The organism is Bacteroidota bacterium, assembly GCA_018831055.1.
Taxonomy (GTDB): domain Bacteria; phylum Bacteroidota; class Bacteroidia; order Bacteroidales; family B18-G4; genus M55B132.
Map to the genome: position 1 here is coordinate 13212 of JAHJRE010000122.1, position 25950 is coordinate 39161.

At 44.3% G+C, this 25950-nt stretch carries 16 protein-coding genes; 11 read left to right on the forward strand and 5 right to left on the reverse strand.

Annotated elements, in window-relative coordinates; genetic code table 11:
- Nucleotides 1–42: 42 nt before the first annotated feature.
- The 4 genes from KKA81_07630 to KKA81_07645 all read right to left on the reverse strand — a co-directional run bounded on the left by KKA81_07630 (nucleotide 43) and on the right by KKA81_07645 (nucleotide 6130).
- The gene (locus tag KKA81_07630; protein MBU2650789.1) at nucleotides 43–1932 is read right to left on the reverse strand and encodes a hypothetical protein; all 1890 of its coding nucleotides are present in this window, start codon (nucleotides 1930–1932) and stop codon (nucleotides 43–45) included.
- Between the two features lie 82 nt (nucleotides 1933–2014).
- Entirely contained in the window at nucleotides 2015–4072 is a 2058-nt protein-coding gene (gene ppk1 / locus KKA81_07635) for a polyphosphate kinase 1 (GenBank protein ID MBU2650790.1), read from the reverse strand.
- A 93-nt stretch (nucleotides 4073–4165) separates the two neighbouring features.
- Nucleotides 4166–4657: a histidine phosphatase family protein gene (locus KKA81_07640; GenBank protein ID MBU2650791.1), complete on the reverse strand. Its 492-nt coding sequence runs from the start codon at nucleotides 4655–4657 to the stop codon at nucleotides 4166–4168.
- 192 nt (nucleotides 4658–4849) lie between these two features.
- Complete coding sequence (locus tag KKA81_07645) at nucleotides 4850–6130, reverse strand: serine hydroxymethyltransferase (GenBank protein MBU2650792.1); 1281 nt, start codon at nucleotides 6128–6130, stop codon at nucleotides 4850–4852.
- A 208-nt stretch (nucleotides 6131–6338) separates the two neighbouring features.
- On the opposite strand from KKA81_07645, the gene KKA81_07650 reads away from it, so the two are divergent.
- From KKA81_07650 to KKA81_07700, 11 genes are all read left to right on the forward strand, one after another.
- The gene (locus tag KKA81_07650) at nucleotides 6339–8369 is read left to right on the forward strand and encodes a gliding motility-associated C-terminal domain-containing protein (protein MBU2650793.1); all 2031 of its coding nucleotides are present in this window, start codon (nucleotides 6339–6341) and stop codon (nucleotides 8367–8369) included.
- 40 nt (nucleotides 8370–8409) lie between these two features.
- Nucleotides 8410–9117, forward strand: a complete 708-nt coding sequence (locus tag KKA81_07655) for a DNA alkylation repair protein (GenBank protein ID MBU2650794.1) — start codon at nucleotides 8410–8412, stop codon at nucleotides 9115–9117.
- Between the two features lie 93 nt (nucleotides 9118–9210).
- Nucleotides 9211–10680, forward strand: coding sequence for an IMP dehydrogenase (gene guaB / locus KKA81_07660; protein MBU2650795.1), 1470 nt, complete (start codon nucleotides 9211–9213; stop codon nucleotides 10678–10680).
- A gap of 39 nt (nucleotides 10681–10719) precedes the next feature.
- On the forward strand, nucleotides 10720–12756 hold the full coding sequence (locus tag KKA81_07665) for a peptidyl-prolyl cis-trans isomerase (protein MBU2650796.1): 2037 nt from the start codon (nucleotides 10720–10722) through the stop codon (nucleotides 12754–12756).
- A gap of 9 nt (nucleotides 12757–12765) precedes the next feature.
- Nucleotides 12766–13608: a hypothetical protein gene (locus KKA81_07670; GenBank protein MBU2650797.1), complete on the forward strand. Its 843-nt coding sequence runs from the start codon at nucleotides 12766–12768 to the stop codon at nucleotides 13606–13608.
- A 76-nt stretch (nucleotides 13609–13684) separates the two neighbouring features.
- Nucleotides 13685–15037 carry a peptidylprolyl isomerase gene (locus tag KKA81_07675; GenBank protein ID MBU2650798.1) on the forward strand — a complete coding sequence of 451 codons (1353 nt, stop codon included), beginning with the start codon at nucleotides 13685–13687 and terminating at the stop codon, nucleotides 15035–15037.
- 95 nt (nucleotides 15038–15132) lie between these two features.
- Nucleotides 15133–16104, forward strand: a complete 972-nt coding sequence (locus KKA81_07680) for a MoxR family ATPase (GenBank protein MBU2650799.1) — start codon at nucleotides 15133–15135, stop codon at nucleotides 16102–16104.
- Nucleotides 16105–16206: 102 nt separating this feature from the next.
- Nucleotides 16207–17604: an efflux RND transporter periplasmic adaptor subunit gene (locus KKA81_07685; protein MBU2650800.1), complete on the forward strand. Its 1398-nt coding sequence runs from the start codon at nucleotides 16207–16209 to the stop codon at nucleotides 17602–17604.
- A gap of 16 nt (nucleotides 17605–17620) precedes the next feature.
- Nucleotides 17621–18982, forward strand: a complete 1362-nt coding sequence (locus KKA81_07690; protein MBU2650801.1) for an ABC transporter permease — start codon at nucleotides 17621–17623, stop codon at nucleotides 18980–18982.
- 11 nt (nucleotides 18983–18993) lie between these two features.
- The gene (locus tag KKA81_07695) at nucleotides 18994–20481 is read left to right on the forward strand and encodes a TolC family protein (protein MBU2650802.1); all 1488 of its coding nucleotides are present in this window, start codon (nucleotides 18994–18996) and stop codon (nucleotides 20479–20481) included.
- A gap of 52 nt (nucleotides 20482–20533) precedes the next feature.
- Complete coding sequence (locus KKA81_07700) at nucleotides 20534–21175, forward strand: peroxiredoxin (protein ID MBU2650803.1); 642 nt, start codon at nucleotides 20534–20536, stop codon at nucleotides 21173–21175.
- A 48-nt stretch (nucleotides 21176–21223) separates the two neighbouring features.
- On the opposite strand, the gene KKA81_07705 is transcribed toward KKA81_07700, so the two are convergent.
- Nucleotides 21224–25948, reverse strand: a complete 4725-nt coding sequence (locus tag KKA81_07705) for a GH92 family glycosyl hydrolase (protein ID MBU2650804.1) — start codon at nucleotides 25946–25948, stop codon at nucleotides 21224–21226.
- Between the last annotated feature and the right edge of the window lie 2 nt (nucleotides 25949–25950).

Consider the following 25950-nt stretch of genomic DNA (forward strand, 5'->3'; position numbering starts at 1 on the left):
ATAATGTCAATTATTGCACAAAGGTAGGGTAAACAATCTCGTTTAGCGCAAATTTGCAATACGTTGATCTCCGATTTTCCGGAAATCACGGATTCGGCCTTTGCATGCTCTGATGGTTGGATATTTCAGATCATAGAAAACATCCATATAAAATGAAAGAGTTTCTTTCAGCTCGCGGCGATGAACCAGGTGTTGTATTTTTCCTGTTTCGTATAGCTTATCGGTAGTAACAATATTCCTGTCAACATCAAATCCTGCGCCCATAACTACCCTGGGCCCTGCAAATTCAACCAGAGCACCCTTTTCACCAATGATGATATCCCCCTGTGTAACATAACTGGCGTAAGCACCCCCCGTCGTCGGCCCGGGTATAACAGATATGTACAGAAGGCCTTCATTTTTCAGATCCAAAAGTGCCATGTTCATTTTAGCCATCTGGGCGAGTGACATAGGCCCTTCGTTCATCCTGGCCCCACCCGATGAACAAATAGAAATAAAAGGATGACGGTATTTAACGGCAAAATCCACAGCCCTCTTGAATTTCTCCCCAAAAACAGCCCCAAATGAACCTCCAAAAAACTTTAAGTCGGTGATAACAAGCACAACCTGACGGCCATTGATCTGGGCAGTACCGGTGACCAATCCTTCCGTTGAAAAGGTTGTGCCCTTCAGTTTCTCCAATGATGATTTATATTGTCCAAAGTAATAGCGCTCCTTTCCAATAAGTTTTTCCAGGGTCAAATGGCCTTCAATCTCGTGGAAAGTATCGCGATCGCATATTTTCTCGATTTGCTCCTCAACAGCTAAATATTCTCCTTTACCGCATTTGGGACAAGCATAAAAATTCGCTATGTAATCTTCAACAGGAATAAATCCACACCCACCGGCTACACGAAAAACATTCATATCCGGATCCCATTCCTTTTGACAATGATAAACTTCCGTCCCTTTTATCCCTTCTTTTTCAAGGTGAGCTTTGATCAGGAACATTGTATGGAAATCCTCCCTGTCAATATCTATAGTATTGATCTTTGCATGATCAATCGTTTTTATCTTTCTCTTGGCAAGCTTATCAAGCGTATCATTGAAAATCCCGTAGTGTAACACTTTATTCCTTCTTTCCTCAAGCAACTTCGGGATGACCTTGGTTTTCACTGAACGTTTTTTGCTTTTCGATGAGGTAAGCCATTCATTTAGTGTTTCTGATAAAGCTTCTTTGATTGTACCGATAGTAAAATTATAATCGGTATGTGCACCTTCCGGCGGTTCCGGCAGGATTTCATCAATCATACCGATTTCTTTAATATGAACAGCACCCGGTCTCAACACTTCCAGTGAATCTTTGAGAGTGCCCTCCAAATCTTCTCCCGCTGCAAGCCTTTTATGGAAAATGATACGACTGCAACTCTCCGGGGCAATTACCGAATACAAAGCATTCTCGAGCATATAACCTTTATCGGCCACCTGCAGTGCCAGGGCACCTCCGCTACCTCCTTCACCAATTACAAAAGAAACAGTAGGTACGGCGATCTGGCAATACCGGCTGATGCAATCTGAAATTAAAAAGGATTGCCCTCCCAGTTCCGAGTTCATCGAAGAATCACCCCCAAAAGTATCTATGAAAGAAATTACAGGAAGCTTTTCTTTTTCAGCAACATCAAGCATTTCAAGCGCATAGCCATAGCCTGTGGCCGTCATCATCCCGGTAGCCCTGCTTTCTTTCCCTAATCTCTTCTTTTCCTGGCCAAGCAGCATACATTTTATGCCATCAAATACTCCCAACGCCGCAATAAGCGTCGGATCAGGTGAATCCATGTAGTGAAGATCACTGAAAACTCCTTCAATGATATCAGAACTTCGAATTCTTTCCGGATGTCTTACCAGATCATACCTTTCTTTGTAATTACGGGAAGGAACTATATCTTTTTTCATTGTTTTCCAATTAGTTAAAATCAGTTTGCATGATTAACGGATTCCAGGAAACCAAAAATGCGCAGCAAGATAATAAATATCATCAAACCTTCTTCAGCTTTTTATTGAAGTAATCATATATCTCAAACTGTGATCTGTGTTGTTTCTTTCCATTACCCTTTTTATATTGGTTCAGGTTATCTTGTCCAAGATACCGTGCCTTGGTATTATCGCGAAGCTGGATCTGGAGCATATCCATTAATTCCTGCTTTATACCCGGATCAGTAATAGGACAGGCAATTTCCACTCTATGATCGAAATTTCGGGGCATCCAGTCGGCCGAAGCAATATAATACCGGTTATCGCCATTATTACAAAATACATAAACTCTGGAGTGCTCGAGGAACTTATCTACAATACTGATGGCTTCAATATTTTCGCTTAATCCCGGAACCCCTGGCACCAGAATGCAAATCCCCCTCACAATCATTTTTATTTTTACCCCTGCCTCACTGGCTTCATAAAGCTTCCGGGTGATTTTCGTGTCTGAAAGACTGTTCATCTTCAGGATGGCCCAGGATTCCAGTCCAGCTTTGGCATTTTCTATTTCATTATCCAGCATTTTCATAAAGAAACTGCGGATATAGAAGGGTGCTACAATAAGGGTACTGAAAGTGGGCATAATAAACTTCGACTCAAAAAGATGAAAGACTTTGTTCACTTCCAAGGTGATCTGCTGGTTACCGGTAAGAAGGCTATCGTCGGCGTAAACTTTTGCAGTTGATTCGTTGAAATTTCCGGTACTGATGTTGGCATAGTAAACATTGACACCATCTTCCTTTCTGCGAATCAGGATCAGCTTGCTGTGAACCTTAAAACCCGGGATGGTCTGAATCACTTTCACTCCTTCTTCCTGTAACTTTTGTGTCCAGTAAATATTGGCTTCCTCATCAAAGCGGGCCTGTAACTCCATAAAGACCGTTACTTCCTTGCCGTTCCTGGATGCATTAATAAGTGCATTCATTACACTTGAATCCCTGGCTGCCCGGTAAAATGTCATTTTTATTGCTCTTACCAGCGGATCAATGGATGCTTCGCGTAAAAGATCAATAATATACTGGAACGACTGATAGGGATAGTGAAGCATAATATCCTTTTCCCGGATGGTTTCTATGATACTCCGGTTGGGAGGCAATCCGGGATGTGGCAATGGCGGAGACGGCGGATAACGGAGATCTTTCCTGCCAATGATAGGGAAAGCCATGAAATCCTTGAAGTTATGATAGCGGCCACCTGCCCGTAAATGATCCTTCTTGGTGATGTTGAATTTCTTCATCACTTTTCTCAGGAAAGCTTCCGGCATCCTCTTGTCATATACAAAACGAACCGGCTGTCCTTTCTTCCGCTGCTTAACGCTTTCACCGATTATCTCCAGGAAACTTTTCGATACGTCGTTGTCTATATCCAGCTCTGCATCGCGGGTAAACTTTATGGTATATGCTTCAAACAGATCAAATCCAAAGACGGAAAACACATCATTAAGGCAATAGCGGATCACATCATCCAATAGAATAAGAAATTTTTTCCCGTCATCATCCGGTAATTGCAGAAAACGGGAAACTACATTAATAGGCAGACTAACCAGGGCAAATTCACATTTAGCCTTATCGGTCGATTTACGAAGAGATACCGCTAAATGAATCGTATCATCCTTTAAATTGGAAGCATCCCTGATACTGTCCAGCATCAGCGGAAATAGATAAGGACGTACCTTTTCCCTGAAATAATTTCGGACTATCTCTCCCTGTAAAGGGTTTAACTGCTTTTCATTCAGTAAAATAATGTCATTTTCATGAAACAATCGCACTAAATTTTCATAGGCAGCAGTAAACTTCCCCTCCTGTTTCTCCACGATTTCGTTAATTCTTTCTAGGGTATTGGCTGTCTGGCTGATATCAATCCCTTTTATCTCCTCTATATTCAAAAGCCTTCTTAAAGTAGCCACCCGAACCCTGAAAAACTCATCACGATTGTTCGAATAAATACCTAAAAACTTCATCCTCTCAATAAGCGGGGTTGACTCATCCATCGCTTCCTGAAGCACACGCTCGTTGAAATCCAGCCAGCTTCTTTCCCTGTTAACCATCAAAGGAGCTTCCATACCTGTAATTTATTGAACAAAGGTAAAAGAAAGTTTTCGAACACGAATAATCAGATTTATCATTCAAAAATGAAATCTAACAGACGATCCTTACTAAAGCTTTTTTGGATAGATAACGAAATTGGTTTTGTTCCTGGCCCGGATGATGTCGGTCCAGCTATCGGTTTTGAACGATATACTCACAATCCCGGAGGTAGGCAGCCAGTCGATCTTCTTATCAAGAAAGAAATTGGCAAAATTTGTGAATGTGGGATTATGACCCACCAGCATCAATGATTCCACCGAATCGGGTAAATCAAAAAACTGATCAAACAACTGATCTGCACTGGCATGGTAAATCTGCTTTTCAACTTTGATATTGTCAACGGGATATCGCAAAGCATGGGCTATAATTTTTGCTGTTTCCATAGCCCTCACGGCATGGCTGGATTTGATGTAATCAACCGTTACCCGATTTTTCAGTAAATAATCAATAACCTTTTTGGTCCTTCTTTTCCCTTTTTCCAGGATGGGTCTTTCCTCATCCATAAGTTCAGGGTAATTCCACGATGATTTTGCGTGACGAACCAGGTAAAGAGTCTTCATATAAAGCATTTTGGACTAAAACTCACTATAACGACAAATCCCCTACTCAGATTTCCGTTCTTTGTGATTCAACCCGTTATATAGAAACCGGCATAAATCTAATTTTTTTAACAGCAGGCGTAAATCTTTCTCTGTTAAATTATTATTAAATTTTTCCAGCCAAAAGACTCAGGATATCTGGAATACCTTATTTTACCATGCAAACATGGGAAAATCCTTCATCATCTTATTCACTTTCAGTTTTACTGCTTGTAAAACTTTTTCATCTTCAATATTGGTGATCACTTCATCGATCAACTCAACGATCGGTGCCATATGCTCTTCTTTCAGTCCACGGGTGGTAACAGCCGGTGTACCTACTCTTAATCCTGAGGTCTGGAAAGGATTCCTGCTGTCGAAAGGCACCATATTCTTATTAACGGTGATGTCGGCCAGTACCAGGGTGTTTTCTACTTTACGACCGGATATTTCCGGGAACTTATTCCTGAGATCTATCAGCATAAGATGGTTGTCGGTACCACCCGATATCACATGATAGCCCTTCTCTACAAATGCTTTGGCCATGGCTGAGGCATTTCTCTTCACCTGCAGGATGTACTCGAAGAACCCATCGGTCAGAGCCTCTCCGAAAGCTACGGCCTTGGATGCAATCACATGCTCCAGTGGCCCTCCCTGTATACCGGGGAATACGGCTGAATTGATAACCTGCGACATCATCTTTATCTCTCCCTTAGGAGTAGTCTGCCCCCAGGGATTTTCAAAATCCTTTCCCATGATAATAAGTCCACCTCTCGGGCCGCGTAAGGTCTTGTGTGTGGTGGTAGTGATGATATGACAATGAGGAACCGGATCATTCAATACTCCTTTGGCAATGAGTCCGGCCGGGTGAGCAATGTCAGCCATCAAAATGGCTCCGACCTGGTCGGCAATCGCTCTCATGCGCTTAAAATCCCAGTCGCGCGAATATGCAGAGGCTCCGGCCAGTATAAGTTTCGGTCTTTCCTTTAGGGCAAGCTCCTCCATCTTATCATAATTGATCACACCGGTTTCCTGCTCCACGCCATAAGCAACAGGCTGATAAAGAATACCGGAGCTATTTACCGGCGATCCGTGTGAAAGATGCCCCCCATGTGCCAGATCTAACCCCATGAATTTATCACCCGGCTGAAGGCAGGCCAGGAAAATCGCCATATTGGCCTGGGCTCCGGAATGTGGCTGTACATTGGCATACTCCGCTCCAAAAAGCTCACAGGCCCTGTCGATAGCAAGCTGCTCGGTCTCATCAACGAATTGGCATCCACCATAATACCTCTTACCCGGATATCCCTCGGCATACTTGTTGGTCATCACAGATCCCATGGCTTCCAACACCTGATCACTGACAAAATTCTCAGAAGCAATCAACTCAATCCCGTCAAGCTGTCTTTCCCTTTCCTTGTGGATAATCTCAAAAACTCTGGTATCTCTTTCCATAATATTGATATTTATAATTTGAACTTTGTATCAAGTTTTCTCAGATATAAGGCAGCACAAAATTACTTGAAAATTTTGAGAACTGCTAAACAGAAAGTTAAATTTGCATTGTATCAACTGACTTCTTAATATTCTGGTTATACTTTCATATACAGTTACAGTATACACAATGAATCAGAAGATAAAGAGTTAATACAAAAACATTCTTATGGGCGGAATCCGAAATATCCTTTTCAGTCTTACCCTGCTTTTCCTGGCATTGAGGATATTTCCGCAATCCGTCCCATATTTGCGCTGTCTGCAAACCGCCTCCGATCAGGTTACCCTTAGCTGGATCAGCCCCGTTAATGCTGGTAATTTCACTGCATACAACATCTGGCATGAAGGCACCGGCTCGCCGGGCATATTCACCTTCGTGACTTCAATTACCAACTATGGTATTAATAGTTTTACCCACATCCTGCCCGGAGCTTCCCAGGAAAAACAAAGATACTTTCTGATCACAGATGTCATCTCAGGTAACCCCATCCTATCCGATACCCTGTCAACAATGCTTTTAAATGCTGAAGATCAGGGGAACGGACTTATCCAGCTTTCCTGGAACACACAGCATGATCCTGAATTGCCCTCCTGGAACGGTAATTATTATGTTCTGGTCGAATACCCCCAGGGAAACTGGCAGATTACAGGTTTAAGCAATACGAACAGCTATACCTATGAAATAACTGTTTGCGACGATAGCCTCACCTTTCGTGTGGAAGCCCCCGATGCATCCGGATGCACTTCGGTTTCCGGATTTGCCGGAGGGCATTACCGCGATAACCGGAAACCTCCCATGCCGGTAATTGATTCGGTAAGTGTCAATACATCTTCAGGAAAAGCTACCCTGGGCTGGCAGGTCAACCCTGCCATGGATACAGAAGGGTACCTTGTATACCGATACATCAATAACAACTGGATCATTATCGATACAGTTTGGGGAAGGTCTTCCACCTTTTACGAAGACCCGGGGTCATTTCCCTGTAGCCTGCCGGAATCATTTGCGCTGGCCGCTTTCGATAGCTGCGGAAACAAAAGCCTCGGTACTTTTCTGGAACCCCAGAATACCCTGATCATCGATTCATACAATTATAATCCCTGCGATTTATCGGTAAATATTTCCTGGAATACCTACCAAAACATGCAGGGAATACTTGCAGGCTACCAAATACTGGTTAGTCGCGACGGAGGCCCCTTTTACCTGGCAGGTACAACAGCTGCCGGCACCAACTCCTTTCAGGTTCAGAATCTTATACCAGATGCTTCATACCGCATCATGGTTAGAGCTTATAGCAGTGGTAGCCAAAGTACTTCTTCCAGTTGCTTCCTGGAGATATATACACAACAGTACAACCAACCATCGTATAACTATTTGGCCAACGCCAGCGTCACAAATGGGAACCACATCAGACTCACTTGTCTGACAGATACGACCGCAACTGTGAACAGCCTTCTGATCCTGAGATACGATGAAGATGCCGGCCAGTTTTTGGAAATCGGAGCGATTGAACCGGTAACCAGCGATCTCAGTTACTATGACGACCTTAGCGCTATTGCTTCACAAAGAAGTTATATCTATGAAATCAGGGTGGTTGACAGTTGCGGTAAACAAATCCTGACTTCAAACATTTTCCGGACAATTTTTTTAAAAGTCACACTGGAAGGAACACAACAGGTCAACCTCGACTGGTCACATGTGGAAGGACTTGCGGGCGGTATCGAACATTATGAGGTTTACCGGCAAACAGAAGACCAACCGGCAAACATTCCCATTGCCATCCTGCCGGCAGGAACACATACTTATGAAGACAATATCAGCAGTGTAAATGGCAACTTTTCATACCAGGTGGCCGCAAAGGAAGGAAACACCAATCCCTGGGGCCTTAAAGAAACCGTTTGGTCGAATGAAGCCGTTGTGAATGCACCTCCACGACTTTTCTTCCCCAATGCCTTCCATCCTGCTGGTATTAACGGAGTCTTTAAGCCCGTGGGAATATTTATCAACCAGACAAATTACCAGCTCCGAATATACAACCGCTGGGGAGAACTGGTTTTTGAATCCGAATCGTTTTCGCGGGGCTGGAATGGCGACTACAAGGGAAATACTGCTCCCACCGGTGTGTATGTATATCACGTCACCTACCTCGACGCTCAGGGTAGGTTCTTTGAAGAAAAAGGGAGTTTTGTGCTGTTAAGGTGAAGCATTGTTTGTGTTTTTAAAATAACCGATCCAGGATATTATGAACAACATTATTGAAGTCGTAAGAAATGAGTTAAGATTCCGCTCCGATGCCAAAAACCGTGAAAGCGGCCGGCGCTTTTTCAAAGAAACGATTCAACTATACGGAGTCAGATCTGCTGAAGTGAAAAGGATCAGCAAAGAGAATTTCAAAGCAGTCAGACACCTGTCAAAGAAGGAGATATTTGATCTTTGTGAAATCTTCTGGCAATCGGGAATGATTGAGGAGAATTTCATTGCCTGCGACTGGTCATATTTCCTGAATAAACAATATGAAACGGCTGATTTCGCTGTTTTCGAAAGATGGGTAGACAAGTACATTTCCAATTGGGCGACCTGTGATACACTTTGCAATCATAACATGGGAACTCTGATCATGATGCATCCCGGATTCCTGAAGGAACTGAAACGTTTTGCAGAATCAGAAAACCGCTGGAAAAAACGTGCAGCTGCCGTGTCATTGATCGTTCCCGCCCGCAAAGGATATTTCCTTCCCGAGATCCTGGATATTGCCAATATCCTCCTTACCGATATAGATGATATGGTTCAGAAAGGATACGGATGGATGCTCAAAGAATCAAGTAAAGCCCATCGTCAGGAGGTATTCGATTACGTGATAAGTAAAAAAGCCATAATGCCCCGGACGGCCTTGCGTTACGCAATTGAAAAAATGCCGGAAGAAATGCGGAAAAAAGCGATGGAAAAATGATGCAAGCACCAGTTTTGCAACCTTTTCAATTAACTTTTTTTAATAATCTACATTCCATTATTTTCATACCTTTGCAGGTCAAAAAGTACGCCTATGTATTTTGACAGCGAAAAATTCCTCGGAGAAGGACTCACATACGATGATGTGCTTATTGTTCCCGCCTATTCTGAGATACTTCCACGTGATGTGGATATCAGTACACGCTTCACACGTAATATCAAATTGAATATCCCGATTGTTTCCGCCGCGATGGATACCGTCACCGAATACAAAATGGCCATTGCTATTGCCCAGGAAGGCGGGATCGGTGTCATTCATAAGAATATGTCTATTGAGGAGCAAGCCAATGAAGTCAGAAAGGTCAAAAGGGCAGAGAACGGCATGATCCTGGATCCTATTACTCTTGAAAAGCATGCACTGGTAAGGGATGCACTGCACATCATGAAAGAATACGGTATAGGGGGCATACCTGTAGTTGATGGTGAGAAAAACTTTGTAGGCATAGTAACCAACCGCGATCTTCGTTTTGAACAAAACATCGAACGCCCTGTTAGTGAAGTCATGACAAAGGAAAACCTGATCACGGTTACCGAATTCATTGACTTTGAGAAGGCAGCCGAGATCCTACAGCGTCACAGGATTGAGAAGCTTCCGGTGGTAGACAAAGACAACAAGCTGGTAGGACTGATCACTTACAAAGACATTATTAAGATCAAAGCCAGGCCGAATGCATCCAAGGATGACCGGGGGCGCTTGCGGGTTGCCGCTGCCATCGGGATCAGCGCGGATACCTTTGACCGTGCAGCCGCTCTGATCGACGCCGGTGTGGATGCTCTGGTGATCGACACAGCCCATGGACATACCAAAATCATTCTCGAGTTCACCCGGAAGATTAAAAGCCTCTTTCCTGCAGCAGAGCTGGTGGTAGGAAATATCGCCACCCCCGAAGCGGCCCATGACCTTGTCAATGCCGGTGCAGATGCTGTAAAAGTAGGCATAGGCCCGGGATCTATCTGTACAACACGAATTATTGCAGGTATCGGTGTTCCCCAGCTCTCTGCCGTTTATGCAGTAGCCAAAGCCTTAGTCGGGACCAACGTTCCTGTTATCGCTGATGGTGGTATCCGGTATACCGGAGATATTACCAAAGCATTGGCTGCCGGAGCATATACCATTATGGCCGGCTCACTGTTTGCCGGTGTTGATGAATCACCCGGAGAAACAATTATCTACGAAAGCCGGAAATACAAGATATACAGAGGAATGGGCTCCATGGAAGCCATGGAAAAAGGCTCCAAAGACCGTTATTACCAGGATGCGGAAGATGATATTAAAAAGCTCGTCCCTGAAGGCATTGTCGGACGCGTTCCCTATAAAGGAATGCTGTCGGAAGTCATCCACCAGATGGTAGGAGGCCTTCGGGCCGGAATGGGATACGCCGGTGCACCCAATATTGACAAACTGCATCAGGCCAAATTTATCAAGATCACTTCGGCCGGTGTGACGGAAAGTCATCCGCATAATATAACCATCACCAAAGAAGCACCCAATTATAGCAGATAAAACCTTGTTTAATTAATCTTTATAAGTAATCCTGATCCCATGAAAAAAGTAAACATGTTGAATGTAATTGTATTGTTTTTTACTCTGTTTTTCATCTCTAACCTTTTTGCCCAAAACAAGGGCGATGAAAGAGTGTTGATGACCATTGGCGGCGATGAGGTCTCCGTGGCCGAATTCATGAATGTTTACAATAAAAATAACGTGAATAACGATATGGTCGATAAAAAATCCATCCAGGAATACCTCGACCTTTATATCAATTTTAAGCTGAAAGTAAAAGAAGCCAAAGACCTTGGCATGGATACGGCTGCCACTTTCGTGAAAGAACTGGATGGTTACAGAAAACAGCTTGCCGAACCCTATTTTATCGATGAAAAAGTAAATGAAAGTCTCCTCCGGACGGCTTACGATAGAATGAAAATAGATATCAGAGCAAGCCATATCCTGGTCAAATGCGATGAAAATGCACCACCCGCTGATACGATGGCAGCCTATGAAAAAATCATGAAAATCCGCGAAAGGATTATGAATGGCGAAGATTTTTCAGTGATTGCAGCTACGGAAAGCGACGATCCTACTGCTGCTGACAGGCCCGGACAGGAAGGCAGACCCGGAAGAAAAGGCAATCATGGTGATCTTGGTTACTTCTCCGTTTTTGATATGATTTATTCATTTGAAGAGACTGCCTACAATACACCCGTTGGTGAAATGTCAATGCCCGTCAGGACAAATTACGGATACCACCTGATCAAGGTTACCGACCGTTCCGAAGCTCTTGGAAGAGCCCAGGTAGCTCATATTTACCTGTCATTCCCGAACTTCCCAACCAAGGAAGACTCTTTGAATAATGAGAAAAAGGCAAAAGACATCTATCAGGAGCTGATGAACGGTGCCAACTGGGACGAAACGGTAAAAAAATATTCTGCCGACAAAGGGACAATAGACCGGGGTGGTGTTCTTCCCTGGTTCGGCTCAAACCGTATGGTCCCCGAATTCATCCAGACTGTTAAAACTCTCCGGGATTCCGGGGATATCTCCCAACCCATACTTACCATCTTTGGATGGCATATCATTCAACTTAAAGACAGGAAAGTGCCCGGAACCTACGAGGAGGAAAAGGAAAACCTGAAACGCCGCCTGATCAAAGATTCCCGTGCGAAAAAAAGCAGAGAGGCCGTGATCGCCCGGATTAAAAAAGAATACGGATACCAGGAATACCCGGGAAATTTCCGGGAAGTCCTCCTGGCCATCGATTCCAGCTTCCTGAAAAACCAATGGAAAGCCTCCCAGGCATCAAACCTCAGTGGTCCTGTTTTTATCCTGGGAGATGAAACAATCACTCAGCTGGATTTTGCTGATTACATCGAGAAAAACCAGATCAAAAGGGGAATCAAACAGCAAGATCCTTTTTTGAAAGAATTGACCCAAAATTTTATCGATGAAAACTGCCTGGAGTATGAAGATAAACGATTGGAAGCCAAATATCCTGAATTCAGAATGCTCATGCAGGAATACCGCGATGGTATCCTCCTGTTTAACCTTACCGATGAAAAGGTATGGTCAAAAGCTGTTAAAGATACCGTTGGACTCAATGCATTTTACAAGGCCAACAAGAATAATTATATGTGGAATGAACGTATAGATGCAACAATATATATCATCAATGAGGGCACAGACCCCGATCTGCTCCGGGACAAAATCAAATCAGGCAGCACGGATGAAGAAATACTGAACGCTTTCAATACCGATGGGAAAGAAGTTGTTTTCATTGAATCAGGGAAATTTGAAAAAGGAGATAATCCTTTAATTGATAACACATCCTGGTCGAAAGGGATATCCAAAATATATAAAGTAAGCGATTATCCCGGTTTAAAAAGCAAACCCGGTATTTCCGACAATGCACTTGCCGTTGTTAAAACCAACCGCAAACTGAAACCCGAACCCAAGACTTTGAAAGAAGCCAGGGGAATTATCACATCCGACTACCAGAACTCTCTTGAAGACGAATGGATCAAAGAACTGAAAGGAAAATACGAAGTGGTTGTGAATCAGGAAGTCTTATCTGCAATCAAATAAAACATAAAATTGAAGTTTGTCACAATAATCTTAGCTGTAGTTTTTTTAACCGGGTGCAGGAATTCGTCCGATGACGGGGAATCCAGCATACTGGCACGGGTCAACGATGAATATCTCTATGAATCGGAGATAAGAGACCTCATCCCCGACAATATTTCCCCCCGTGACAGTATCGTGCTTGTTAAGAATTACATCAATAGCTGGATTACCAAACAAGTCCTCATCAACCAGGCTGAAAAGAATCTTTCCCGGGAGCAGATGGATTTCAACCGCCAATTGCAGGAATACCGCAATTCGCTGCTGATTTACCAGTACGAAAAAGAACTGTTGTACCAAAAACTTGATACCGTTGTGAAAGATTATGAAATCTTTTCTTACTACAACGATTTCAAGGAAAATTTCATCCTTAAGGAAGATATTTATACAATCAACTTTTTACAAATGCCAGAAGGAAGCGAGGCTGCAGAGGTTATTGAGGATCTTTTTACCAGCGGTAATCCCGAACTTAAAGATTCTATCATCACGCTGATGGTAAACGTGGCTGGTATGTATGATTTCAGTGATAAGAACTGGTTATCGCTCAATAGTCTCAAAAGTATTTTTCCTGGAATATTTTTAACCAGGGATGATCAGGAAATATCAAATTCCAACTTCAGGGACACTAACGGTCAGGTTATCACGCTGATAAGCATCGGGGAAATGAAAAATGAAGGACAAGTTGCCCCATTATCATATGTCTCCGATAATATCCGTGAAATAATAATTAACAAAAGAAGAGCCGACTTCATCAAGAACATGCATAATGAAATTGTCAGGAAGGCTTATCAGAACGAAGAGGCTGAAATATATTAAAATCCGGTATACATTAACCGGAGCAGACAATATTATCCAAACAGATTGGTTATAACCTATGTTATCAGGACTTGTAATGAAAAACCGTATTCTTCTAGTTACACTCTTAATCGGGTTATGGCCGTTATTGGCTTATAATCAGGATAATATCGTCGACCAGGTAGTGGCTGTGATCGGAAAAAACATCATCCTCCAATCGGATGTTGAAAACCAATACATACAATATCGACTTCAGGGGAATATAAAAGGCGGAGAGCAAAATGTAAAATGCCAAATCCTGGAGAACCTGCTTTTCCAAAGCCTGATGCTTAACCAGGCAGAACTCGACTCTATAGAAATCACCGATAGTCAGATCGACCAGACCATGGAACAACGTTTGCGTTATTTCATAGCCCAGTTTGGATCCAGGGAGGCCTTTGAGGATTATTACGGCAAGAGCATTTCGGAGTTTAAAAACGAATTCCGAGAAGACATCCGCGACCAGCTGATGATTGAAACAGTACAACAGGGCATTACCGGTAAAGTTAATGTCACGCCCGCAGAGGTGAAAGCCTATTTTAAATCCATCCCTACCGATAGCCTTCCATTGATCAATTCTGAAGTGATGATCGGACAGATTGTGATCAATCCTCCTATCAGCCTTGAGCAAAAACTGGAAGTTAAAGACAAACTCAGAGGGTTCCGTGACAGAATACAAAGAGGTGAAAATTTCTCTGCTTTAGCCGTACTTTATTCTGAAGATCCGGGGTCGGCGCGTAAAGGAGGAGAACTGGGCTTTTATGGGAGAGGTGAATTATATCCTGAATTTGAAGCAGTTGCTTTTAAACTAAAAGACGGGGAAGTGTCCGAAATCGTGGAAACGGAAGCCGGCTTTCATATTATTCAAATGATAGAACGACGAGGAGAATACGTGAATGTCAGGCATATTCTTATCCGGCCTAAAGTATCTCCCATCGACCTCCAAAAGGCCAAAGAAACCCTTGATACGGTTGCTTTGCTGATCCGAAGCGATAGCCTTACTTTTGAGGAGGCTGTTGCAAAATATTCGGATGATCCGGGAAAAAATAACGGAGGGCTGCTGATTAACCCAATGACCGGTAATACCCGCTTTGAAGTTACACAGTTGGATCCCAGCGTTTCATTCACTATCGATAAAATGAAAGTAGGGGAAATATCCGATCCCGTTCCTATGGAAACGGAAGATAAAAAAGAAGCATATCGCATCCTGTATCTGATGAAAAGAACTCTGCCCCATCGCGCAAACCTGGAAGAAGATTACCAAAAGATCCAGGAATGGGCGCTGATGGAAAAGCAGGAAAAAGCAGTCAGAGAATGGATTTCGAAAAAGGTGAAAAAAACTTATGTGAAAATTAGCGAAACCTTCCAGGATTGCGAGTTTCAAAACAACTGGTTTGTTAAGGAAAAATAATCTTATGATACCCACATAATTTATTATCACAGATACAACAATTATGAAACCATTAACACGTGGGTTCCATCATATCTTTAAAAACAATTTCTTCTATGACTAATTATACATCTGACGTTGAAGCTATTGATGCAATGGTTGAAAAATACAGATTGCTGAAAGATGAAGTAGCTAAGGTTATTGTCGGGCAGGATGAAGTTCTGAAGAACATCATTATTTCTATCTTCAGCAAAGGTCATGGTTTGCTGGTTGGTGTTCCCGGTCTTGCAAAAACACTGATGGTGAACACGATAAGCAAAGCTCTTGGTTTAACCTATTCCAGGATTCAATTCACACCCGACCTGATGCCGAGTGACATTATTGGAACGGAAATCCTGGATGAAAACAGAAGATTTAAATTTATCAAAGGCCCCGTTTTTGCCAATATCATATTAGCAGATGAAATAAACCGTACACCCCCAAAAACGCAGTCGGCTTTGCTGGAAGCTATGCAGGAAAAAGCCATCACAGTTGCCGGGCAAAATTACAAACTGAGTGAACCCTTCTTTGTTCTGGCTACCCAGAATCCTATTGAACAGGAAGGCACCTACCCTCTGCCGGAAGCACAGCTCGATCGTTTCATGTTCAATATCTGGCTCGATTATCCTTCTGAACAGGAAGAGATCAATATCGTAAAAAGCACAACCGGCACCGATATGGCCGAGCCGTCCGTGGTACTGCAGGGAGAAGAGATCCTGTTTTTCCAGAAGCTTTTGCAAAAAGTACCGGTACCTGAAAATGTATATGAATATGCAGTAAAACTGGCTGTTAAAACACGCCCCGGTCAACCCGGTTCCCATCCCTGGGCAGGTGAATACCTGACCTGGGGCGCTGGCCCCCGTGCCTCCCAGTTCATGATCATAGGTGCCAAATGTCACGCGGTGATCAATGGAAAATACTCTCCCGATATAGAAGATGTACAGGCTGTTGCTTTGCCCATACTCCGACACAGGATAGTTAGAAATTACAAAGCGGAAGCCGAAGGTATCGGTGTGGAAAAAATCATCAAAGAATTGTTGAAAACATAGACTATATTTGAAGCTTTCCTGAATATTCCGGAGCCTATGCTCTGAAATTAGCTTAAAACACCCCCGGAGCCGACAAGCTCCGGCAAAAAATATTACGCAACTATGAAAAGAAAAAGGATTATTTCCATCATCTCAACCGCTGTCCTGGTGATTATCATCATTGCCATTATTTTTTCCTCCGGAAGTAAACCGTCGGAAACCATTATGGTTGAAGTTAAACAAGGTGAATTCAGGATCAATGTGACAACTACGGGAGAACTGGAAGCAAAAAACTCGGAAAAAATTATAGGTCCCAGTAATCTAAGAGAATTCAGAATATGGGAACTTAAGATCGAAGACATTATCCCCGATGGAACCGTCGTGGATTCCGGTCAGTATGTCGCCCGCCTTGATAAAACCGAGTTCGCCAACAAACTTAAAGATAAAGAAATTGAGCTGGAACAAGCTCTTACACAGTTTACCAAAACCCAGCTTGATACTACCCTTGAACTAAGGGAGACACGTGACGAACTGATAAACCTGAAGTATAACCTCGAAGAAAGGCAAATCGCCGTAGATCAATCGATATATGAGCCACCCGCTACACAACGACAGGTGCAGATCGATCTCGACAAAGCCCAACGTGCTTACGAGCAGGCTACCAGTAACTACAAGGTGAAACGCGATAAAGCCATTGCCAATATGAGCGAAATCGCTGCCGAACTCAGAAAAAACCAACAGGAATACGACCAGATGAAGGCCCTCGAAGAAGAATTTACCATCGTGGCACCACAGTCAGGTATGGTTATCTATAGAAGACGATGGGATGGACAAAAACAGGGTATCGGATCCACCATTAACATGTGGGATCCGGTTGTGGCCGAACTGCCTGACCTTACAAGAATGATATCCAAAACTTATGTGAATGAAATCGATATAAGCAAGGTTAAATCAGGTCAAAATGTCGAAGTGGGTGTTGATGCCTTTCCGGATAAAAGATATTCGGGCGTTGTCAGCGAAGTGGCCAATATCGGAGAACAGCTTCGTAATTCCAACGCAAAAGTCTTTGAGGTGATCATAGAAATTAACGAATTCGACTCCATCCTTAGACCTGCTATGACCACAAAAAATATCATCATCACCGACATCGTCGACAGTGTTTTTTACCTCCCCATCGAATGTATCCACGGTAACGACAGCATCACGTATGTTTATAAACCGGGTGTGAAACAGCAAGTGATTACAGGTAAATCAAATGAAAATGAAATTATTATACGTGATGGTCTCAAAGCCGGAGATGAGGTTTATTTGCTTGCGCCTGAAGGTGCCGAAGACTACCGCTTGAAATTCCTGGATGAAGACATCCTGAAAAAATACGAGGAAGAAAAACAAAAAGAAAAAGAACGATTGGAGGCAGAGCAGTTAAAAAACGAAGAAAAAGCCAGGGAAAAAGAAAACAGGAAATTTGATCCGGCGGCTATGGAAAAAATGCGGCAGGGCAAGAAACGTCAGGGTAATTAAGCCAAACAATACTATCATGCAGAGATATTACCTTATATTCAATATTGCTCTGGAGGCGGTTATGGCCAATAAGTTCAGGTCATTCCTGACAACCCTCGGGATCATTTTCGGTGTGGCTGCGGTTATCTCCATGATGGCTATCGGAAATGGAGCCAAAAAAGAAATTCTTGATCAGATGAAACTGGTGGGAGTCAACAATATAGTTATTACCCCATCCGAAGAGGAAGACCTGGGCAGTGAAAGCTCCGACACCGATGAAGAAGGGAAATCAATGAGCAAAAAGTTCTCCCCGGGGTTGACTCTGAAAGATGCCGAATCATTGAAAGAAATCATCCCAACCGTGGTTTCCGTCAGTCCTGAAGTTACCTACGAATCAGTTATAATCAAAGACGGTCGCAGAAAATCCGCACGCCTGAATGGGGTTACCCCGGCATTTTTTGATGTGTATAACATGAATCTGGAAAACGGGATTTTCTTCAACGATGAACACATGAGGAATTCTTCGCCCGTTTGTATTATCGGACCTACTATTAAAGCCAATTTCTTTCCGAATGAAAACCCGCTGGGAAAATACCTGAAATGCGGTCATGTCTGGTTTAAGGTTATTGGCGTTCTGGAAGACCGAAAGGTTAATATTGGAGACGGCAAAGACCTTGGCGTCAGCAATTATGGAAACGACCTTTACGTCCCGCTGCAAACTGCTTTGATACGGTTTAAAGACCGCGCCCTGATCAATGCCCAGTCAATATACGGCGGGGGATCAAGCGTTACCATAAGAGGAGGTTTTGTCTCCTTCTCCAGTTCAGGCTCTTCAGGAGATGTCGAAAAAAACCAACTCGATAAAATTGTAGTTCAGGTAAATGAAAGTAAAGAACTGATACCGACAACTGAGGTAATACAAAAAATGTTGTTCCGCAGACACTCCGAGGTTAAAGACTTTGAAGTTAAAGTCCCGGAACTGTTACTAAAACAGGAACAACGTACTAAAGACATCTTCAACATCGTACTTGCCGTTATTGCCGGTATTTCGCTGATCGTGGGTGGAATTGGCATCATGAATATCATGCTTGCCTCGGTTCTGGAACGTACCAAAGAAATCGGTGTCAGACAAGCTACAGGAGCAAGAAGGAAGGACATTATTGTGCAGTTCCTCATGGAAGCCATCCTTATCAGTATATCCGGTGGGTTTATCGGTATTGTTACCGGTGTGGCCTTTTCCAGGATCATCATGGAAACAACCGGCATACTCACCATAATCTCGTTTTTGTCAATCGTCATCTCCTTCGGGGTTTCAGCTGCCATTGGTATCCTCTTCGGATATATGCCCGCGAAAAGGGCTGCAGAACAAGATCCTGTTGTTTCATTGAGATATGAATAGATTATTGCATCATGAAAAAACTTGTATTACTATTAGTTATCCTTTTACCGGGATTTTTATCGTATTCCCAGGAAAACATCAACAGGCTCTCTCTGGATGATGTAATTTATATCGCGCAGCAACAATCTCCCGAAGCCCTTATTGCCAAACACCGCTTCAGAAGAAGCTACTGGGAGTACAGAACTTACAAGGCAAATTATCTGCCTTCCCTTCGGCTTGATGGTACTATCCCAAACTTTAACCGGTCAATCGATAAAATCACTCAAAACGATGGTACCGATATTTATCGTGACAGACAATATTCCAATTCATCCCTTAATCTATCCGTGAACCAGAATGTAGGTTTCACCGGCGGCCAGCTTTTTCTTAGTTCTGGTTTGCAGAGACTGGATAATTTCACAGACTCCACAACGCAAACATCCTATCTGTCAACCCCGGTCAATATTGGATACAGCCAGCCCATCCTGAAGTATAACCCTTATAAATGGGATAAGAAAATCGAGCCTCTGAAATATGATCTTGCAGGACGGCAATACCTGGAAGACATGGAAGATGTCGCGATCACAGCCACAAATCATTTTTTCAACCTTCTCCTGGCACAGATTGAGAAAAATATCTCTGTTAAAAATTATCACAATTACGATACTTTATTCAAAATTGCAACAGGCCGTTACGTATTGGGTAAAATTGCTGAAAACGAATTGCTTCAGCTTGAATTGAACCTGTTGAGAGCAGAAGCGTCTCTGGAAACAGCCCAGCTTAACCTCGAAGACAATCTTTTCCGTCTGAAATCATTCCTGCGCATCCAGGATGAAATACCGGTGGAACTGATCCCCCCAAAAGAAACGTATCATTTTCCCGTTGAATCGGCTAAAGCAATAGATGAAGGCAAAAACAATACCTCCACAGCACTCGACTTCCAACGGCGCATGCTGCAAGCCGAAAGCGAAGTAAACAGAGCTAAACTGGATAACCGTTTTGATGCTGAGCTATACGCCGTGTTCGGACTTACACAAACTGCCAATCTCGTCCCGGAAGCTTATAAAAACCCCCTCGACCAGCAACAGGTTAGCCTTGGAATTCATATCCCTATCCTTGATTGGGGGCTGGCAAAAGGTAACATCAGAATGGCAGAATCAAGCAGGGAACTGACCCGCACTTCCATCGAACAGGAACAGATAGATTTTGAACAAAACATCTTCCTGACTGTTATGAAATTTAACATGCAGAAAAACCAGCTTCTCATTGCAGCCAAAGCCGACACAGTAGCCCAGAAACGCTTTGAGGTTACGCAGAAAAGATATATGATAGGCAAAGTCAATGATGTGCTGGAGCTGAACAATGCACAGATAGATAACGATAATGCAAAAAAAGACTATTTCCGTGCATTACAGCAATACTGGCTGAATTACTATGATCTCAGGAAATTAACTCTGTACGATTTCAGGCAAAATCAGCCTATTAAATTCGATATTTCCGAAATAGGATATCTGAAATAAGCAAACCCGTTCTCAGAATAAAATAAATCATTGGTAATAAAAATTTAACATTATGGCAGTTTTAGTAGGAAAAAAAGCACCTTTATTTGAAGCCGATGCAGTAATCAACGGCGGAGAATTTGTGGAGAAATTCTCCCTTGAGCAGTTCATCGGGAAAAAACATGTAATTTTCTTCTTTTATCCTCTCGACTTCACCTTTGTTTGCCCGACCGAAATCCTTGCATTCCAGCAAAAACTGGATGAATTTGAGAAAAGGAATGTGGCTGTTGTCGGTTGTTCCATCGACTCCAAGTTCTCTCACTGGGCCTGGCTTAACACTCCGGTAGATAAAGGCGGTATCCAGGGCGTTACCTTCCCCATTGTTTCCGACCTTTCCAAAACCATTTCTGAAAACTATGATGTGTTAGCCGGTGAATATGATTATAACGACGATGGTGAAATGGAATTTGAAGGAGAACCGGTTGCTTACCGCGGTCTCTTCCTCATCGACAAACAGGGGATAGTCCGCCACCAGGTAGTCAACGACCTTCCGCTTGGCCGTAGCGTAGATGAAACGCTCCGTATGGTTGATGCCCTGCAGTACTTCGAAGAACATGGTGAAGTTTGTCCGGCCGACTGGCATAAAGGCGACGAAGCCATGCAGGCAACCGCAGAAGGTGTGGCTAATTACCTTGGGAAAAAACATGGTCATTAATTAATTGAGCATTCTAAAAAAAAGACCGGTTACAACCGGTCTTTTTTTTTATTCCACAATAATCTCATCCGCGAATATCCATGCCTTATTCCCCGCTCCTACATGCCATTCGGGGCAAACACCACGGTTCCGCGCTATTATCTTTATGTACCGGACCTGTTCATTAAGTCCTTGCAACATGAAATCCTTGATGATGCCTCCTTCATACTTCTCATCCACATCGTTTTTCACCGTTCCGGCCGCTTGGAAATCATTCTTATCATCCGAGAAATAAAAGCTCACTTCTTCCGGCATAAAAATCCAGGATTTCTGATCCTGCAGGAAACCTATCCCAATGACATGGATATCCTGAATCTTTCCTAAATCAAGAATAACCTCAAGGTCAACTCCATAATATCCCTGCCAGAAGCCTGTCCTGAAATTATCACCTCCCCGCAATTGGTCGATGAGAGCAATATCTCCCCCGGCAGTATATTGAGTGTTGTATGGATTCCTGATCTCCAGACTCCGTCCTTCCGGCATCTTGTTAAAGGATGCTTCCACAACTTTGCTGGGGACCAGACCTTCTTTCACTGCAAAGGCCTTCAATGTTGTGTTTTCCGTAATAACAAAAGGAGATGTGTATGTCATCGATTCTGTTGTTGGCTCACTATCATCCAGCGTATAGTAAATGGTGCATCCATCCAGGATGGTTCCCAGCGAAACCTCCATGCTTTGTGTAAACGTTTTCCCTGTTGCCTTGACAAATGGGACGGGTGTGATCAGAAAATCACGGATGGCCGAATGTGGCCTGTTTTCAGGAGCAACTCCCCAGGTCGTTGATGGCTCTTTTCCCATATCCAGGATCAGCTCCCCTCCATCCATAATGTCTTCCTGGGTTATGTAACACTTCTCCAACAAAATACCGTTCAAAACGGCAGACTGGATATACGGATTGCCTGGGCCGTTGCCCTTTGCTATGAGGGTGAAGGTTTTGCCATTCTCAAGGTTGATCCGTACCGTATCGAAGAGCGGACTGCCAATCGCATATTCAGGGATGCCGGGAACCACAGCATACAATCCCATGGCACTCAACACATACCAGGCCGACATTTGTCCGCAGTCTTCATTGCCGCATAAGCCGTCAGGTTTGTCTGTGTACATCTCTTTCATGATCCTGCGCACAAGCTCCTGTGTTTTCCAGGGCTGGCCTGAGTAATTATACAAATAGGCCATATGGTGGCTGGGCTCGTTCCCGTGTGCATACTGCCCTATCAACCCGGTGATATCCGCCTGCTGACGGCCAGCCAGATCCTGAGGAGCATTGAACATCTCGTCCAGCTTCCGGTTGAATGCTTCCTCTCCTCCCATCAGCTCCATTAAACCTGCAACATCCTGGGGGACAAAGAAATTATATTGCCATGTGTTGGCCTCGGTGAGCATGAAATTTACTTCGGCCGGGTTAAACGGCTCTACGAACATGCCGTTGATCTTTCCACGCATAAAACCAGTGGATGGATCGTAAAGGTTCTTGTAATACTGGGCCCGTTGGATAAACTCCTCGTATGTCCCGCTCTTACCAAGCCATTGCCCCATCTGTGCTATACACCAGTCATCGTAAGCGTACTCAAGAGTTTTGGAAACCGATTCGCCTTCTTTACCTGCCGGGATATACCCATACTGCCTTAAATACTTTAATCCGTGATGATCCTGCCCGGCACTTCGTATCATGGCCCGTAATGCCAGATCAGCATCATATCCCCGGATACCCTTGGCATAGGCATCCGCAATAACAGGGATAGAATGATAGCCGATCATGCACCAGGTCTCATTGGCAGCAAGTTCCCATACCGGCAGCAAACCTCCGGTCCGGTATATGTCAAGCATGGTGTTGATAAGCTCGTTGGTCCTCTCCTGCTGTATGATCGTAAAAAGCGGATGAAGCGCCCTGAAGGTATCCCAGAGCGAAAAGACCGTATAGATATTACCCGTTTTGCTCTCATGTACCTGCAAGTCATGCCCCCGGTATTTGCCGTCTACATCAGAATATAGGTTCGGTGCTATAAAAGAATGATACAGTGCAGTATAGAAACTTATCCTCTCCTCTTCACTGCCCCCTGATACAGATATCCTTCCCAGTTCGTCATTCCATTGCACCAGCGCATCCCTGCGTACCTTATTGAAATCAAAACCCGGTATCTCCTGCATCAGGTTTTTGCGGGCATTCTCAGCACTAACGGCAGAAATTCCCGTCTTGACCATTATAAGCTCGCTGCTGTCGGTACTGAAACTGACATAAGCCTTGAGGTCGTTCCCTTTGGCATGATCCTTACCTTCCTTTACCTCTCCTGATTCTGCAATTCCAAAATCTTTAAAAGCTTTGCTGAACTCTGCGTAAAAATAGAGGTATTGGTCATCTGCCCAGCCCCTTGTACGGCGAAATCCTTCCACCGCCCTGTCGCTCACAATCCTTACCTCCGATTCAATGACCTTATCGCTGGTTACGCCTTCTTTCAGGTCTATCAGCACATGCGATTGACCGGATTTGGGGAATACATATCGTTGCAATCCGGCCCTCGGTGTAGCTGTCAGTTCAACGGAAACACCGTAGTCATCCAGAAAAACCTTGTAATATCCCGGGGAGGCCGATTCGGTATCATGACGGAAGCGCGACCGGTATCCTGACCCGGGATCCTCCTCACTGCCGGGCATTATTTGCACTTCTCCCGTTCCTGGCATGAAACGGAAATCACCGTAATCACCTACCCCGGTTCCGCTGAGATGTGTCATACTGAATCCCAGGATGGTACTGTCGGAATAATGATATCCCGAGCATCCGTCCCAACTGTCTTTTCGTGTATCCGGACTGAGTTGTACCATACCGAAAGGGGTAGTGGCCCCGGGAAATGTATGCCCGTGACCATCTGTCCCGATGAAAGGATTCACATAACGGGCATATTCATTGAGTACCTCGAAACGGGTACGGGCTTCTATGCTTTGCCGCCCATCAGGCATGACAGTGCGGGCCCTAACGGTCATATCCCTGTCTACCACAAGTTTCCCTGAATATAGTTTTCCTGTACTGTCATCGTCAATGGCTACCCAGACTTTAGCCTGGTGAAAAGGACTTTCCAGCGTAATAACTGTGTCGTTGGTTAAAAACACTTCACCGTGTGGTAAGCCGGGTTCAGGGATCCTGTAATGATAACCCATGGCATCCAAACGGTCAAAAAGATAACCCAGTCTTTCCAGGAAAGAGTCATAATCCCTGCGCTTGGAGGAAGTCCACAGCACCTCCGATAACGCCGACATCCTGGGCAGGGCCATGTATTCAAGGTGGCTCCAGGTTGGGATGTATTCTGTCCAAAGGTTTCCCTGGCCACCCAGGATAAAGTTCGCCTCTTCTTCATTCAGTGCGGCAGGAACAGGATCAAACCCGTAAACCTTTTCCAGGGGAGTAAACCCTCCGATAGCTTTGGGTTCCTGAGAAGGATCACCCTGGTAATAATCAAAATAACAGTGCGATGTCGGACTCATCACCACATCATGTCCCTGCTGTGCGGCTTCAATACCGCCGCTGACACCGCGCCACGACATTACGGTGGCTTCCGGCGCCAAACCGCCCTCCAGGATCTCATCCCAGCCTATGATGCTCTTGCCTTTTCCATTCAGGTATTTCTCCATCCTCTTGATGAAGTAACTCTGCAATTCATGCTCATCGGCCAGTCTTTCTACCCGTATCCTGCGCTGGCAATCAGGGCATTTTTCCCATCGGGCTTTCGGACACTCATCCCCACCGATATGGATGTATTTCCCGGGGAACAGTTCCGTCACTTCATCCAAAATCCCTTCCAGGAAGGTAAAAGTGCCTTCTTTACCGGCACAGTATACGTCTTCGTACACACCCCAGCGGTCGGTGACCTGGAACGGCCCGCCGGTACAGGAATATTCCGGGTAAGCGGCCAGGGCAGCCAGGCTGTGACCGGGCATTTCAATCTCCGGAACTATGGTTATGTACCGGCTTGATGCGTAATCAACAATATCCCTGACTTCATCCTGGGTATAATAACCCCCGTAACGGCTTCCGTCGCGGTTCTGTCTCCAGGCAGACACCTCAGCCAGCCGCGGGTATTTTTTTATCTCTATCCTCCATCCCTGGTCTTCGGTCAGGTGCCAGTGAAAGGTGTTCATCTTGTGCAAAGCCAGCAGGTCAATGAATTTCTTCACCGAGTCGGCCGGAAAGAAATGCCGGCCTACATCCAGGTGCATGCCGCGCCATTGGAACGCGGGCTTGTCGCGCACGAAGACACAGGGTAAGCGCAGGTCAGATCCTGCAAGACCACCCTTGCACTCTATCTCCGGAGGCATAAGCTGCAGCATGGTCTGAACCCCGTAAAAAAGCCCCCTGGCTGTGTTAGCCTGCAGGATTACATGGTTTCTTTTGATCTGCAGGAAATATCCTTCATCTCCCAGGAGGCTGTCGGCCCCCTGCAAAGAAAACAGAATATCATTACTGATACTCTTTACATTGGTAACATCTTCTATGGCCAACTCTGTTCCCGTTGATGCAGCGATTTTTTCGGCAAAATAAACTGCCACCTCTTTAGACTCAGGCGCCAACCCATCATATAAAATCCTCGTATCTCCGCTAAAATCAAAATATCCTTTATTATCCCAAACATTCCAGGGCTTGGGTATGATGTGGATCTTTTTTACATCGTTCCGGTTGCAGGATGTAAAGGCCAACAGGATAATGATTGCCAGAGGGATGGAAATGCGGAAGGAGAGTTTCATAA